The sequence below is a fragment of the Pantoea sp. PA1 genome, assembly GCF_056856975.1.
In genome coordinates this window covers 2,095,308-2,110,007 of sequence record NZ_JBXGEE010000001.1, presented here as the reverse complement: position 1 = coordinate 2,110,007, position 14,700 = coordinate 2,095,308, and the positions used below count along the sequence as shown (strand labels likewise).

Below are 14,700 nucleotides of genomic sequence, written 5' to 3'. Positions count from 1 at the left end.
TGTCGAGGGGATCGCCAATGTTTACGGGAAGTATTGTTGCACTCGTTACGCCAATGGATGACAGCGGTAATGTCTGCCGGTCGAGTCTGAAAAAACTGATTGATTATCACGTCGCCAGCGGCACCGCGGCGATCGTTTCCGTCGGCACCACAGGCGAGTCTGCCACCCTGAGTCATGAAGAGCATGGCGATGTGGTGATGCTGACCCTGGAACTGGCCGATGGCCGTATTCCGGTGATTGCCGGAACCGGGGCTAATGCCACCGCTGAAGGCATCTCCCTGACGAAGCGTTTTGAACATTCCGGCGTGGTGGGTTGCCTGACCGTCACCCCTTACTATAACCGCCCGACGCAGGAAGGGCTGTTCCAGCACTTTAAAGCGATTGCTGACAGCACCAGCCTGCCACAGATGCTCTATAACGTTCCCTCACGTACCGGTTGTGACATGCTGCCGGAAACCGTTGCCCGCCTGGCCGAAATCAAAAATATTATCGGAATCAAAGAGGCAACCGGGAACTTATCGCGGGTTAGTCAGATCCAAGAGCTGGTTAATGAAGATTTCATTCTGGTGAGTGGCGATGACGCGACGGCACTGGACTTTATGCAACTGGGCGGCAAAGGCGTCATCTCGGTGACCGCGAATGTAGCTGCGCGCGAAATGGCGGAAGTCTGCCAGCTCGCACAGCAGGGCAATTTCGTCGAGGCACGCCGCCTGAATCAGCGTCTGATGCACCTGCACCAGACGCTTTTCTGTGAACCCAATCCTATCCCGGTGAAATGGGCAGCGAAGCAGCTGGGATTAATCGCTAACGACACGCTGCGTCTGCCAATGACGCCACTGACAGCAGCCAGCCAGCCGAAAGTGGAACAGGCGCTGGTGAAAGCGGGTTTGCGATAATTTAGGGAGTTTGAATGAATTACTCAGTAAAGCGGTCAACAATTGCCACAGTGGTGGGGCTTTCTACCCTGATGCTGTTGTCGGCCTGTTCAACCGATCAGCGTTATAAGCGCCAGGTCAGCGGCGACGAATCCTATCTTCAGGCCAGTGAACTGCATGAGCTGAAAGCGCCTGCCGGGATGATCCTGCCGGTGCAGCGTGGCGACTATGATGTGCCCCGCACCGCCAGTCAGGGCCCTACCGGCAAGCAGCTGGACATCCGTCCGCCAGCACAGCCGCTGGCACTGATGAACGGCACCCGCGCGCAGTTCAGTAACAACACCGGCGCGCTGATCATTGACAACAGCCGTGGCTCGGTCTGGTCGCAGGTCGTCAATGTGGTGCAGTCCTACAAATTCCCGATCGCCTCCCGCAATGATGCCGGTCAGCAGCTGACGACCGACTGGGTTCAGTGGAACCGTGCGGATGAAGATCAGCAGTACCGCGGTCGCTACCAGATCAGCGTGCAGTCGCAGAGCTATCAGCAGCTGCTGACCGTGCGTCTGCTGGAGCTGCAACAGGATGGGAAAACCATCACTTCACCTGCCCAGATCCAGCGTTACACCGCGCAGATGCTGAATGACATCAGCACCGGCATGGACAAGATCGATACCGCCAGTGAAAACGCGGCATCCGGTCGGGTGAACGGCGCGATCGATGTGCAGAGCGGTGCCGATGATACCGGTCTGCCTATGCTGATCCTGCGAACGCCTTACAACGTGGCCTGGCAGCGTCTGCCAGACGCAATGAAACGCGTTGGCATGGAGGTGACTGACACTACCCGCTCCACCGGCAGCATGAAGGTGACCTACAAGTCTCTGAGCAGCAGCGACTGGGATTCCGTGGGCGCGAAAGATCCGGAATTGCCGAACGGCGATTACAAAGTGCAGGTCGGCGATCTCGACAACCGCACCAGTCTGCAATTCATCGACCCGAAAGGGCATGTGCTGACCCAGTCGCAGAACGATGCGCTGGTGGCCGTGTTCCAGGCGGCGCTGAACAAATAAAGTTGCCTCAGGCCGGAGATTCTCCGGCCTTTTTATTTTGTTTTTGGCATAATAGCGCGCGGCGAAGTAAACGATTGCGTCAAGGCAATCGCCGCAGCGGCGCTGGCCGCTGAACACCCGTTATTTCAAGTCTGGAGTGAACAAGATGCAAAAGCGAGCTGAGTTGTATCGCGGTAAAGCGAAAACCGTATACAGCACCGATAACCCGGATCTGCTGATACTCGAATTCCGCAACGATACGTCAGCAGGTGATGGCGCCCGAATCGAGCAGTTTGATCGTAAGGGAATGGTTAACAATAAGTTTAACCACTTCATCATGACCAAATTGCAGGAAGCGGGTATCCCGACCCAGATGGAAGCGCTGCTGTCCGATAACGAGGCGCTGGTCAAGAAGCTGGAGATGGTACCGGTAGAGTGTGTGGTGCGTAACCGCGCCGCAGGATCGCTGGTAAAACGTCTGGGCGTGGAAGAGGGCATGGTGCTTAATCCGCCGCTGTTTGATCTTTTCCTGAAAGATGATGCAAAGCATGACCCGATGGTCAACGAATCCTACTGCGAAACCTTTGGCTGGGTCAGTAAACAGAACCTGGCGCGGATGCAGGAGCTGACCTTTAAAGCTAACGAGGTGCTGAGCAGGCTGTTCGACGAGGCGGGTCTGATTCTGGTCGACTTCAAACTGGAGTTTGGTCTGTTCAACGGTGAAGTGACGCTGGGCGATGAGTTTTCCCCGGACGGTGCGCGCCTGTGGGACAAAGAGACGCTGGATAAAATGGACAAAGACCGTTTCCGCCAGAGCCTGGGGGGTGTAGTGGAAGCCTATGAGGCGGTGGCACAGCGACTGGGCGTTAAACTCGACTGAGTCTGACGACCGTGCAGAAGATAAAAAGGAGAGCCCCGGCTCTCCTTTTTTCATTTTGGCGTAAAGCTGGTGATTGCTTCGTCGCACAACTAAAATCATGCCATCTGAAGATTATCAAAGGGAGTAGAGCATGCGCTGGCAAGGGCGTCGCGAGAGCGACAATGTAGAGGACCGTCGCGATCGGTCATCCGGTTTTGGCGGCGGCGGACGCCAGATTCGTCTGCCACGTGGTAAAGGCGGCATCGTGCTGCTGATTGTGGTGGCGGTAGCAGGCTATTACGGTTACGACCTTACCGGACTGCTGACCGGCGGCGACGTGGCACCGACCAGTCAGCAGCAGCGCAGCGTCAGCGCCAATGATGATGAGGCGGCGAAATTCACGAAGGTAATTCTGGCTACCACTGAGGATACCTGGGGCAAACTGTTCCAGCAGATGAACAAGCAGTATGTGGCCCCGAAGCTGGTGATGTATCGCGGCGCAACCCGCACCGGCTGTGGCACCGGCCAGTCAGTGATGGGACCGTTTTACTGTCCTGCTGACCAGACCGTCTACATTGACCTCTCCTTCTACGACGAGATGAAGACGAAACTGGGCGCGGGCGGAGACTTTGCTCAGGGGTACGTGGTCGCTCATGAAGTGGGTCACCACGTGCAGAAGCTGCTGGGCATTGAGCCAAAAGTGCGTGAAATGCAGCAGGGCGCCAGTCAGACACAGGTCAATCAGCTCTCCGTTAAAATGGAACTGCAGGCTGACTGTTTTGCCGGTGTCTGGGGACACTACATGCAGAAGGAAAACATCCTGGAAGCGGGCGATCTGCAGGAGGCGCTGAATGCTGCCGAGGCGATTGGTGATGATCGCCTGCAGCAGAAAGGTCAGGGGCGCGTGGTGCCGGACAGCTTTACCCACGGTACCTCTGAGCAGCGCTACACCTGGTTCAAGCGCGGATTTGATGGTGGCGATCCGGGACAGTGCAACACCTTCGCCAGCAACTGATGTCTCTGCCACAGCAGACGCAGCTAATGCAGCAGGCCGGTTTCCGTCGTCTGGCGGTGATCAGCGGCGACCCGGCCTGGTGTGTGAGGCGGGCCGCAGAGTGGCGTGAAACGCTCCCGGGCGACTGGCTGCAGGTGAGTCCTGAACCGCTGTTTACAGGTCCCTCTGACGCTCCCGAACTGCATAAACCGCCCGCAGCGCTGCGAACGCTGCTTGGCCGCGAGTTTCATCACGCCATTTTTGACGCCCGACAGGGCTTTCATGCCGAGGCTTTCGCTGCGCTGGCGGGGACGCTCAGCGCCGGTAGCTGGCTGTTACTGCTGGTGCCACCCTGGGGGCAGTGGTCGCAGCAGCCTGACGCCGATAGCCTGCGCTGGGCAGATGTTGCGGAACCGATCGCGACGCCCGGTTTTGTTCGCCATCTGCAACAGCTGATAATCGGCGATAAGCAGGTACTGCTGGCGCGTCAGCATCAGCCTGACCGTTTTCCGCCTCCACCGGACTGGCCACACTGGCACTGTCAGGCACCGCAACAGCAGCAGGCGATACTCGATCAGCTGGCGACGATGCCTTCCGGCGTCGCGGTCCTGACGGCCGCTCGCGGACGGGGTAAATCGGCGCTGGCGGGCATGCTGGCCCGGCAGAACGGGCAGTGTCTGGTGACCGCCCCGGCCAGAGCCTCCACGGAAGTGCTGGCGACCTTTGCTGCTGAGGCTTTCCATTTTATGGCCCCGGATGCTCTGCTGGCGTCTGATCCCCTACCAGCGGCGTCGTGGCTGATCGTGGATGAAGCGGCGGCCATCCCGGCTCCGCTGCTGCAGGCACTGGTCAGCCGCTATCCCCGCGTCCTGCTGACTACCACCGTGCAGGGCTACGAGGGGAGCGGGCGCGGGTTTATCCTTAAATTCTGTGCCGGGCTGCCGCAGGCACGCTACTTCACGCTGGATGAGCCGCTGCGCTGGTCGCGTCACGATCCGCTGGAGCAGTGGCTGAATGCGGCGCTGCTGTTTGAGGATGCCGCTGCCACCACGCCCGCTTCTGCCGTGACGCCACACCCGGTCCCGCGTCACGATTTCCCCATGCTGGAGGCCGCCTATCGTCTGCTGACCAGCGCGCACTACCGCACCTCACCGCTCGATCTGCGCCGCCTGCTGGATGCACCGGGTATGCAGCTGTGGCGGGCAGGGGAGCCGCCGGGTCTGCAGGGGGCGCTCTGGCTGGTGGAGGAGGGCGGGCTGGAGCCCGCCCTGGCGCAGGCGGTCTGGGCAGGTACCCGGCGACCGCGCGGCAATCTGGTGGCGCAGTCGCTGGCCGCACACGCGGGTCTGGCTGAGGCGGCAATCCTGCGCTCGCTGCGCATCAGCCGGATTGCCGTGGCGGCGGAGAGCCGCCGTCGGGGGATGGGACAGCAGCTCGTGGCCGCCGCAGCCCGCGCCGCCGCCGGTCGCGACTACCTCTCGGTCAGCTTCGGCTACACTGAATCTCTCTGGTCATTCTGGCGCGCCTGCGGTTTTACGCTGGTACGGATTGGCAGTCAGCGTGAGGCCAGCAGCGGCTGTTATGCGGCGATGGCCATCCTGCCCTGTTCTGCAGCCGGCGAGGCATTGCAGCGTCGCGCGGCAGACCAGCTGGCGCGTGACTGGCCGCTGCTGCGTCAGCACATCGCGCTGGAGCTGCAGTTTGAGGCGAGGTGTGATGATGGATGGCGTGCGCAGGACATCCCGCTGGCCGCGGGTTTTGCCTGGGCGCAGCGCCCACTGGAAGCGAGCCTGCCGGTGTTGCAGCGTCTGGTGGCGGCCAGTGCGGCACCAGACTCACTGCTGGCCGCAGCGGTAAGCACACCGGATGCGTTAAGCGGGCTGGCACACCAGGCGGGCATAAGCGGACGCAAGGCGCTGATTTCGGTACTGCGTCAGCAGGCGGCAGCCGCACTGGAAAGTCTGGGCATTCGGCAGGATGCGCTGCACCCGTCGTTGAAATAATTCGACCAGCGGGTTCAAATAATCCTCATATCATTCTTTGCCAGCTGGCGTAGAGTGAATAACGGAGGTCACTATGACACTGAAATATGTAATCGTTCAACAGCCTGCCACCACGGCTCAGCTGTTTCTGCTCTACCATGGCGTAGGCGATAACCCGGATTCTATGGGTGAGATTGGCAGCTGGTTTGCCCGGACATTTCCTGAGGCGCTGGTGGTTTCTGTTGGCTCGCCGGCTGCGGGCCGTCAGTGGTTCAGCGAGGCTGAACTGCACGATATGACGCTACAGCAGCGGGTTAACGCGGCGATGCCACAGTTTGTGGAATCTGTGCGTCACTGGCAGAAAAAAAGCGGTGTGCGCCCGGAAGCGACGGCGTTAATCGGTTTTTCCCAGGGCGGCAGTATGGTGCTGGAAGGGGTGAAAGCCCATTCCGATCTGGCCGGCCGCGCGGTAGTGTTCAACGGCCGGTTTATTACCCTGCCGGAGAAAGCCAGCACCCGTACCACGGTTCACCTGATCCACGGTGATTATGATGAGCAGATTCCGGTGTTTCATGCGCAGCAGGCGGAGCAGCGACTCACCGCCAGCGGGGGCGACGTCACGCTCGATATCGTCGACGATCTGGCGCACGCTATTGATGACCGCAGCATGACGCTGGCGCTGAATCATCTGCGCTACACGGTGCCAAAACGCTACTTCGATGAAGCGTTAAGCGGGGCAAAACCCGGTGACGATGATGTCATTGCGATGATGTAAAAATGCCCCTGCAGAGCAGGGGCATTTTCGTTACTTCTTCTTCGGCCAGTCGTCTTCGTCATCCCACTTATCGTTAAAGTCACGGTGGGGCGGCAGGTCAGGTTTGTTATCCATGAATTTTTTATGGTCGATCCGTTTCAGATCTTTATAGACATTCATCAGCACGCCAACCATCAGCAGGATCACCAGGATCCACCAGTAATCTTTGATAAATTCCATTTGCTGCTCCTTAACATCGCCATCAGGCGATCAGTTGTTCCATGATGCGTTGGTACATCCGGCTTAGCATCTGCAGGTCGGAAGCTTTCACACACTCATTGATTTTATGAATGGTGGCATTCACCGGCCCCAGTTCCACCACCTGCGCCCCCATCCGGGCGATAAACCGGCCATCGGAGGTGCCGCCCGTCGTCAGCAGCTGCGGCTTAATTTCATTATAGTGCGCTACCGCTTTCACGACGGCATCAACCAGCTTTCCGCGTGAGGTCAGGAAGGGCTGACCTGAAAGTTTCCACTCAATGGTGTAACGCAGCTGGTGACGATCCAGCAGTTCTGCGACCCGCTGGCGGATCATCTCATCGGTGAGTTCGGTGCTGAAGCGGAAGTTGAACTGCACAAACAGCTCGCCGGGGATCACATTGTTGCTGCCGGTGCCCGCCTGGACGTTGGCAATCTGCATACTGGTGGCCGGGAAGAACTCATTACCCTGATCCCACTCCGTCGCCACCAGCTCATTCAGGGCAGGCATCGCGCGGTGAACCGGGTTGTCAGCCAGATGCGGATAGGCAACGTGACCCTGCACGCCATGTACCATCAGGTTGGCGGTGATCGAGCCGCGTCGGCCATTTTTCACCACGTCACCCACTACTTCGGTGCTGGAAGGCTCACCGACCAGGCAGTAGTCGAGGCGTTCCCGGCGCGCCATCAGCCGTTCCACCACTTTTACCGTGCCGTTGGCACCGCTGGCCTCTTCATCAGAGGTGATCAGAAAGGCGAGTCGCCCTCTGTGATGGGGACGGGCTGCCACAAAACGCTCGGCCGCGACGACCATGGCCGCCAGCGATCCTTTCATGTCGGCCGCACCGCGACCAAACAGCATGCCGTCGCGGATGGTGGGTTCAAACGGCGGGTTAATCCAGCGGCTGGCATCGCCCGGCGGCACCACATCGGTGTGACCAGCAAACGCCAGCGTTTCCCCTTCGCCACGGGTGGCCCAGAAGTTCAGGGTATCGTCGATGTTCATCGTCTCAATCTGAAAGCCAATGGCTTCAAGACGGGCGATCAGCAAAGCCTGACATCCGGCATCATCGGGGCTGAGAGAGGGACGACGAATAAGCTGCTGCGTCAGCTCAATGACCGGGCAAAACATATTATGGCTTCTCCTGAATAGCATTCTGATAGGTGGCTTCGCTGAAACCGGCGAGCAGGCTGCCATCCGGGGCGCGCAACAGCGGACGCTTAATCATGGCGGGATGCGCCAGCATCAGCGCTTTGGCGCTGTGGGCATCGGTCACCGCGTCGCGGTCAGCCTCGGGCAGTTTACGCCAGGTAGTGCCGCGGGTGTTGAGCAGGGCTTCGTAGCCCAGCGCATCGATAAATTCCTGCAGCAGTGCATCGCTCAGGCCGTCGGCCCGGTAATCGTGAAAGTGATAATCAACGCCTGCATCTGTTAAAAAGCGCCGGGCTTTTTTTATGGTGTCGCAATTTTTTATCCCGAACATCACCCACTGCGTGCACATCGCCTGATCCTTATTGTTATGAAGCGCGTTAAGTTGAAAAAGCAGCCAAAGCGCGAGTTTAGCATAGTGTGATCCGTTGCGGCATCTGCCCTGACGGCTGATAGTGCGTAAAGCGAGTATCAGGCAGAGGATCATTTCCTCCCGGGTAAACGCTATCAATTCAGCGGGCAATCATTACCCTGCTCATCATTTCGCGATTAAGAATTTCGCCATGTTGAAAAAATCGTCTACCGCTGGGTTAATCGCGAAATATTTCCTGCGTAGTTAGGAGGTTGCTGAAATGTGCGTCAGCTTACAAAATCCGCAATATTCATGTTTTCATCGCTGCTGCCGATAGTGATAACAGGTGTAAACGTATTCACCTGGCGAAAAAAAACGCGTAATATTGCCAGCACAATAAGAGAGGGCATTATGATTGACACTGAAATGGGAACCTGGAAAGAATTCATCGAAGCGATGTTACGCAACAAGTAACACGTGGAGATTAAAGCAGGACATTCCCGCTTGCTGACATTCTTACCACACACAGAAATAAGGCGGCCGCTGATCTCAGGGGCCGCTTTTTATTGGCTCCGCATTCATTCATGCGGCTTCTCTTTCAGCGGGAAGCGACGGCGTACCAGCACAAAGAACAGCGGCACGAAATAGATCGCCAGCAGCGTCGCGGAGATCATGCCGCCCATCACGCCGGTTCCCACGGCATGCTGGCTGCCGGAGCCTGCTCCGCTACTGATCGCCATAGGCAGCACGCCAAAGATAAAGGCCAGTGACGTCATGATGATGGGCCGCAGGCGCTGACGCGACGCCTCCAGCGTAGACTCCAACAGCTCACGCCCTTTGCTGTTCATCTCACTGGCAAACTCGACAATCAGGATGGCGTTTTTCGCAGACAGGCCGATCACTGTCAGCAGGCCCACCTGAAAATAGACATCATTTTCCAGCCCGCGCAGCCAGGTGGCGATCAGCGCCCCGATGACGCCGAGCGGCACCACCAGCATCACCGAGAAAGGAATCGACCAGCTCTCATAGAGCGCGGCCAGGCAGAGAAAGACCACCAGCAGCGAAATGGCATAGAGCGCCGGGGCCTGTGAGCCGGAGAGGCGCTCCTGATAAGAGGCGCCACTCCACTGGAAGCCGACACCCAGCGGCAGGGCGTTAACCAGCTTCTCCATCTCATCCATGGCAGCGCCGCTGCTCACGCCACTGGCGGCTTCGCCCACGATCTCCAGCGAGGAGTAGCCGTTATAACGCTCAAGGCGTGGCGAACCGGTCTCCCAGCGGCTGGTGGCAAAGGCGGAGAAGGGCACCATTTTGCCGCTGCTGTTGCGGACATACCATTTGTCAATGTCGTCCGGCAGCATGCGGAACGGAGCGGCGGCCTGCACATAGACCTTTTTCACCCGGCCGCGATCCAGAAAATCGTTGACATAGCTGGAGCCCCACGCGGTGGTCAGGGTGTCGTTGATGGTATCCAGTGACACGCCCAGCGCCTGCGCTTTGCGCGCATCCACATCGATCTGCAACTGCGGGCTGTCATCCAGGCCATTGTGCCGCACCCGCGACAGCGCCTTATCGTTGCCCGCCATCTCCAGCAGCCTGTCACGCATCGCCATCAGCTGGGTATGACCGATGCCACCGTGATCCTGCAACTGCAGGTCAAAGCCGGAACTGCTGCCCATACCGGTAATCGCGGGGGGACTGCTGGCTATCACCCGGCCCTCTTTGATCTGCTGAAAAGCTTTGGTCGCGCGCTCGATAATCGCAAAGGAGGTGCGATCGTCACCGGGCCGCTCCTCCCAGTTTTTCAGCCGCACAAACAGACGCGCGACGTTCTGTCCGTTGCCGCCCGGGCCTGCACCGATGGTGGAGAAGACCGACAGTACGTTCGCTTTCTCCTGAGTCAGATAGTAGTGCTCCACCCTGGCGACCACGCGAGCGGTCTGTTCCAGCGTCGAGCCCGCCGGCAGCTGCACCTGCGTCAGGAATACGCCGCGATCTTCCAGCGGCAGAAACGAGGTGGGCAGGCGCAGAAACAGAAAGGCCATCAGGCCGATAAGGCCGAGATAGAGCAGCAGCCAGCGACCGCCGCGGCGCAGAATCGCCGCGACCCCGCGCTCATAGCGCTCAGCATTGCGGTTGAAGTGACGATTGAACCAGCCAAAAAAGCCGCGCGCCGCATGCTGTTCGCCCTGTGCCACCGGCCTGAGCAGCGTGGCGCAGAGTGCCGGTGTCAGGATCATCGCCACCAGCACCGACAGCACCATCGCCGACACGATGGTGATGGAGAACTGACGGTAAATCGCGCCGACGGTTCCGCTAAAAAATGCCATCGGCACAAACACGGCTGACAGCACCAGCGCGATACCGACCAGCGCGCCCTGAATCTGGCCCATCGATTTCCGGGTGGCGGCCCGCGGCGAGAGTCCCTCTTCGCGCATGATACGTTCCACGTTTTCCACCACCACGATGGCATCATCCACCAGTAACCCGATCGCCAGCACCATGGCAAACATGGTCAGGGTGTTGATGCTGAATCCGCAGGCGTAGAGCACGCTGAAGGTGCCAAACAGCACCACCGGCACCGCAATGGTCGGAATGAGGGTGGCGCGAAAATTCTGCATGAACAGATACATCACGCCAAACACCAGCACGATCGCCTCCAGCAGCGTCTTCACCACATCGGTAATTGACGCTTTGACGAACGGCGAGGTTTCGTAGGCCACTTTTGCTTCCAGCCCGTGCGGGAAGTAGTGCGACAGCTCCTCAATGCGCGCCCGCACCAGCTTATCGGTGTTCATCTCGTTGGCGCCGGAGGCGAGCTTTACCCCCAGCCCCGAGGCGGGCTGACCATTGTAGCGGCTCAGATAATCATACTTTTCCGCCCCCAGCGCCACGCTGGCGACATCGCCCAGCGTCACCACGGAACCGTCAGGATTGTTCTTCAGGGTGATGGCCCGGAACTGCTCCGGGGTCTGCAGCATCGACTGCGCATTGACCGTGGCGTTCAGCGCCTGCTTCTCCACCGAGGGCAGGCCTCCGACCTGACCCACGGCAACCTGTGTGTTCTGCGACTGAATAGCGCTGACCACATCCCCGGTGGTCAGGGCATAGGCGATAAGCTTGTTGGGATCGAGCCAGATGCGCATCGCATATTGCGAGCCGTAGGCGTCCACCTGGCCGACGCCATCAATGCGGCTCAGGGGGTCCTGAATGTTGCTGGCGACATAGTCTGCAATATCCTGCTTATCCATGCTGCCGTCGGTGGAGACGAAAGCCACCATCAGAATGTTACTGTCACCGGTTTTGTTCACCGTGACGCCCTGTGACTGCACCGCCTGTGGCAATTTGCGCAGCGCAGACTGCAACTGGTTCTGCACCTGCTGACGCGCTTCATCAGGATCGGTTCCGGCGGTAAAGGTGAGGGTGATTTGCGCCTGGCCGGTGTTGCTGCTGTTGGAGGACATGTACATCAGGTTATCGATGCCGGTCATGTTCTGCTCGATCACCTGGGTGACCGTATTTTCCAGCGTCTGGGCCGATGCGCCCGGATAGTTAGCGGTAATGCGGACATTGGGCGGGGCCAGGTCGGGGTACTGCTCAATGGGCAGTGACCTGATCGACAGCGTGCCGCACAGGCACAGCAGAATCGCCAGCACCCAGGCAAAGATGGGGCGGTCGATAAAGAAATTCGACATTAAACCGACACTCCTCACGACAGTTAAAATCGACCAGGCCTGCCCGCTACGGGCGTACTGACAGACAAATCGGATGTGCTTTGCCACGATTCGCCGCCGCCATTCACTCTACGTGCGGCAGCGGGGGAAATCGTGGAGAAATTGAGGAGAAAGTGTAAATTCGTTGGCTATTTGCGGCTTTCCAGCCACATCACCGTGGCGGCGACGCGCGAACGCACATCCAGCTTGCGCAGCAGATTACGGATATGCACTTTTACCGTCTCTTCCGAGATGTGCAGAATAGCGGCAATCTCTTTGTTCGACAGGCCGCGCGCGACCTCCTGCAGCACATCCCGCTCGCGATCGGTGAGCTGACGCAGCGGATCGGCGCTGTGCTGGCGATTGGTCAGATAGCTGGCGACGCCTTCACTGAAGACTTTTTCGCCACGCGAAGCCTGCAGAATATGCGCCAGCAGGATCTCCGGTTCGCTGTCCTTGAGCAGATAGCCATCGGCACCGGCATCCACCATCGCAAAAATGTCACTGCGGGCATCAGAAACGGTCAGCACCAGAATGCGGGCGCTGATCCCTTCATGGCGCAGCGCCTTCAGCGTGTCCAGCCCGGACATGCCTTTCATATTCAGGTCGAGCAGAATGATGTCGGGCTCCTGACGGCGCGCCTCGGCCAGCGCCTCTGTGCCGTTATTCGCTTCGGCGACCACCGTCAGTTGCGGCTCCAGCGCCAGCAGCTGACGAATACCGCGGCGCATCAGCGGGTGGTCATCCACAATCATCAGGGTTAATGCGGGTTGTTGCATAGTCTCTCCGTTTATCGGTTCAGTGAAACCGACAGTCTGTTCTGGCGAGTAAACCAGGCGGCGGCCCGTTACTCCAGCGGGCGGGCAGGCTGCGGCGGAAAGCGCAGTTCGACCCGGGTGCCCCGCGGTTGCGCGTGGATGGTCAGGTTGCCGCCCAGGCGCTGAGCGCGTTCCGCCATAATGGTCAGGCCATAGTGGCCGGGGGGGTCGTCGGTGCTGTTCATGCCCACACCGTCGTCCGTAATCGTCAGTAAGTGCTCACCTTTTTCACTGTGCTGATACTCCACCCGGATGACCTCTGCGCTGGCGTGACGTATCGCGTTCAGCAGCGCCTCACGGGCGATCTGCAATACATGCACCTGCTGCTGCGCTTCCAGACTCAGCAGCCCGGTCTGATAGTGAAACTGTATCTCTGCGCCACTCTTCTCCTGCAGCGAGGCGATCATCGCCTGCATCGCCGCGACCAGATCTGCCTGCTCAATGGTCAGGCGGAAGGTGGTCAGCAGTTCACGCAGCTGCCGGTAGGCATCAGCCAGCGCCCGATCGAAGTCGGCAATGATAGTGTGCGCTGCGCTATCCTCTTTATCGACGGTGCGGCGCAGCAGGGTCAGCTGAATGCGTAAAAAGGAGAGCGACTGCGCCAGCGAATCATGCAGTTCACGGGCGATGGTGGTGCGCTCTTCGATCAGCAGCATCTGCTGATACTGCTGCTGCGCCTGCCAGATCCAGATAGCGCGTCCGAGCATCGCCGCGAGGCTGCGCATCAGCTCATCCGGGGGAGAGGCACCGGCTGTCTGCCAGCGCAGCTCGCCCATTGGCTGGTCGGCCTGCCGGACCGGCAGCCGCTGCCACTGACCCCCGGCCTCTTCATCACCGGAGCAGAACTGAAACTGATCGCTGTCGAGCCGGATAGCCGTCAGTTTTTCACGCGTCAGCACGCGGCTCAGAACGGCTTCAAACAGGGCCGGATGCAGCGGGCTGGCCGTCAGCATCTGTGAGCTGTCATAGAGCAGGGAGAGGGTGCGGTTCGCCTGGGTTAAATCCTCGGTCTTTTCACGCACCGTACTTTCCAGCAGCTTATAGTGCGAGTGCAGGCGAGCCGCCATGCCGCTAAAGGCGTGTGACAGTACCCGCAGCTCATTCTGCTGTTCGACCTGCAGCGGCGGAAAAGCAAAATTGCCGCTCTCAACGTAGCGACTGGCGGTGACCAGCGCATTGAGAGGCCGTACCACTTGCAGACGGGTAAAGCGAATCGTCATCAGCGCCAGTGCCACAATCGCAATCACCCCCACCAGGCTGCTGCCCGCCACCAGATGCATTTTCAGTTCGGTGTAACGCTGTAAGCCCAGCACAAAGCGGTCGATCTCGGCGACGTAAACCGGGATCTGATGCTGCCAGGTGACGGTATCGCCCTGCAGCAACTGCTGTTGCAGGTCGGGCCAGGCGGCGCGCAGACGTTGATAGCGAGTACTGACTTCACGCGGAACCCAGGGGCGATCCAGCTTCTGTAACACCGGGGAGTCGAGCGTCTGCTGATAGAGCGCCAGATGCTGCGGCAGATTCTGCGGCTGACGGCTGGCATCCCAGGCCATGCGGTAACTCTGCATACGCAGTGAACCGGCCAGATTGATCGCCTCTGCGTCGCGCTGACTGCTGAGCAGCGTGACCAGGGCCAGACCTGTTGTGAGCAGCGACAGCAGGACAATTGCACTGAGCGCCTGCGCGATGCTTTGAGTTACGGAACGTTTAACAATCACATGAATGGCCCTGTGGTGAGTGCGGGATTATAAAAGAGCAATCCCCTGACGCAAATGATCCTGCTGCGGTTTATCGCACCCGTCGTGTCGGACCGAACAAAAAATGACCGCAACTGACAGTTCCCAGGATCGACGACGGTTCTGTGGTCAAAAAACAAACAGCTTTACACCGCCCCGATGT

12 protein-coding genes are annotated in these 14,700 nt (G+C 59.2%); 6 read left to right on the top strand and 6 right to left on the bottom strand.

Annotation, left to right across the window (positions count from 1 at the left end; genetic code table 11):
* The first annotated feature begins 17 nt into the window (after nt 1-17).
* From dapA to ypfH, 6 genes are all read left to right on the top strand, one after another.
* Complete coding sequence (dapA, locus tag AC1V0D_RS10115) at nt 18-896, top strand: 4-hydroxy-tetrahydrodipicolinate synthase (protein ID WP_009088794.1); 879 nt, start codon at nt 18-20, stop codon at nt 894-896.
* A gap of 14 nt (nt 897-910) precedes the next feature.
* On the top strand, nt 911-1,942 hold the full coding sequence (gene bamC, locus AC1V0D_RS10110) for an outer membrane protein assembly factor BamC (protein ID WP_009088796.1): 1,032 nt from the start codon (nt 911-913) through the stop codon (nt 1,940-1,942).
* A gap of 145 nt (nt 1,943-2,087) precedes the next feature.
* Entirely contained in the window at nt 2,088-2,801 is a 714-nt protein-coding gene (purC, locus tag AC1V0D_RS10105) for a phosphoribosylaminoimidazolesuccinocarboxamide synthase (protein WP_267372628.1), read from the top strand.
* 130 nt (nt 2,802-2,931) lie between these two features.
* Nucleotides 2,932-3,795, top strand: coding sequence for a KPN_02809 family neutral zinc metallopeptidase (gene ypfJ / locus AC1V0D_RS10100; protein ID WP_482907356.1), 864 nt, complete (start codon nt 2,932-2,934; stop codon nt 3,793-3,795).
* On the top strand, nt 3,795-5,777 hold the full coding sequence (locus AC1V0D_RS10095; protein ID WP_482907410.1) for a tRNA(Met) cytidine acetyltransferase TmcA: 1,983 nt from the start codon (nt 3,795-3,797) through the stop codon (nt 5,775-5,777). Before ypfJ ends, AC1V0D_RS10095 begins: the two co-directional genes overlap by 1 nt.
* 73 nt (nt 5,778-5,850) lie before the next feature.
* A complete protein-coding gene (gene ypfH / locus AC1V0D_RS10090; RefSeq protein WP_009088803.1) occupies nt 5,851-6,531 on the top strand; it encodes an esterase in 681 nt (226 codons plus the stop codon).
* A 30-nt stretch (nt 6,532-6,561) separates the two neighbouring features.
* Here the strand turns inward: ypfH and AC1V0D_RS10085 are convergent, their stop codons facing one another.
* From AC1V0D_RS10085 to narQ, 6 genes are all read right to left on the bottom strand, one after another.
* Nucleotides 6,562-6,750 (bottom strand): YpfN family protein, encoded by a 189-nt coding sequence (locus AC1V0D_RS10085; protein ID WP_009088805.1) that lies wholly within the window; start codon nt 6,748-6,750, stop codon nt 6,562-6,564.
* Nucleotides 6,751-6,772: 22 nt separating this feature from the next.
* Complete coding sequence (gene dapE / locus AC1V0D_RS10080) at nt 6,773-7,900, bottom strand: succinyl-diaminopimelate desuccinylase (RefSeq protein ID WP_009088806.1); 1,128 nt, start codon at nt 7,898-7,900, stop codon at nt 6,773-6,775.
* Between the two features lies 1 nt (nt 7,901).
* On the bottom strand, nt 7,902-8,270 hold the full coding sequence (locus AC1V0D_RS10075) for an ArsC family reductase (protein ID WP_167431291.1): 369 nt from the start codon (nt 8,268-8,270) through the stop codon (nt 7,902-7,904).
* 578 nt (nt 8,271-8,848) lie between these two features.
* A complete protein-coding gene (gene acrD / locus AC1V0D_RS10070; protein ID WP_482907355.1) occupies nt 8,849-11,965 on the bottom strand; it encodes a multidrug efflux RND transporter permease AcrD in 3,117 nt (1,038 codons plus the stop codon).
* Between the two features lie 167 nt (nt 11,966-12,132).
* Nucleotides 12,133-12,762, bottom strand: coding sequence for a response regulator (locus AC1V0D_RS10065; protein WP_058957420.1), 630 nt, complete (start codon nt 12,760-12,762; stop codon nt 12,133-12,135).
* Nucleotides 12,763-12,830: 68 nt separating this feature from the next.
* Nucleotides 12,831-14,519, bottom strand: coding sequence for a nitrate/nitrite two-component system sensor histidine kinase NarQ (narQ, locus tag AC1V0D_RS10060; protein ID WP_482907354.1), 1,689 nt, complete (start codon nt 14,517-14,519; stop codon nt 12,831-12,833).
* Nucleotides 14,520-14,700: the final 181 nt, after the last annotated feature.

Coding starts and splice junctions, on each gene's coding strand:
- dapA (WP_009088794.1), top strand. CDS start 18: ATGTTTACGGGAAGTATTGTTGCACTCGTTACGCCAATGGATGACAGC.
- bamC (WP_009088796.1), top strand. CDS start 911: ATGAATTACTCAGTAAAGCGGTCAACAATTGCCACAGTGGTGGGGCTT.
- purC (WP_267372628.1), top strand. CDS start 2,088: ATGCAAAAGCGAGCTGAGTTGTATCGCGGTAAAGCGAAAACCGTATAC.
- ypfJ (WP_482907356.1), top strand. CDS start 2,932: ATGCGCTGGCAAGGGCGTCGCGAGAGCGACAATGTAGAGGACCGTCGC.
- AC1V0D_RS10095 (WP_482907410.1), top strand. CDS start 3,795: ATGTCTCTGCCACAGCAGACGCAGCTAATGCAGCAGGCCGGTTTCCGT.
- ypfH (WP_009088803.1), top strand. CDS start 5,851: ATGACACTGAAATATGTAATCGTTCAACAGCCTGCCACCACGGCTCAG.
- AC1V0D_RS10085 (WP_009088805.1), bottom strand. CDS start 6,750: ATGGAATTTATCAAAGATTACTGGTGGATCCTGGTGATCCTGCTGATG.
- dapE (WP_009088806.1), bottom strand. CDS start 7,900: ATGTTTTGCCCGGTCATTGAGCTGACGCAGCAGCTTATTCGTCGTCCC.
- AC1V0D_RS10075 (WP_167431291.1), bottom strand. CDS start 8,270: ATGTGCACGCAGTGGGTGATGTTCGGGATAAAAAATTGCGACACCATA.
- acrD (WP_482907355.1), bottom strand. CDS start 11,965: ATGTCGAATTTCTTTATCGACCGCCCCATCTTTGCCTGGGTGCTGGCG.
- AC1V0D_RS10065 (WP_058957420.1), bottom strand. CDS start 12,762: ATGCAACAACCCGCATTAACCCTGATGATTGTGGATGACCACCCGCTG.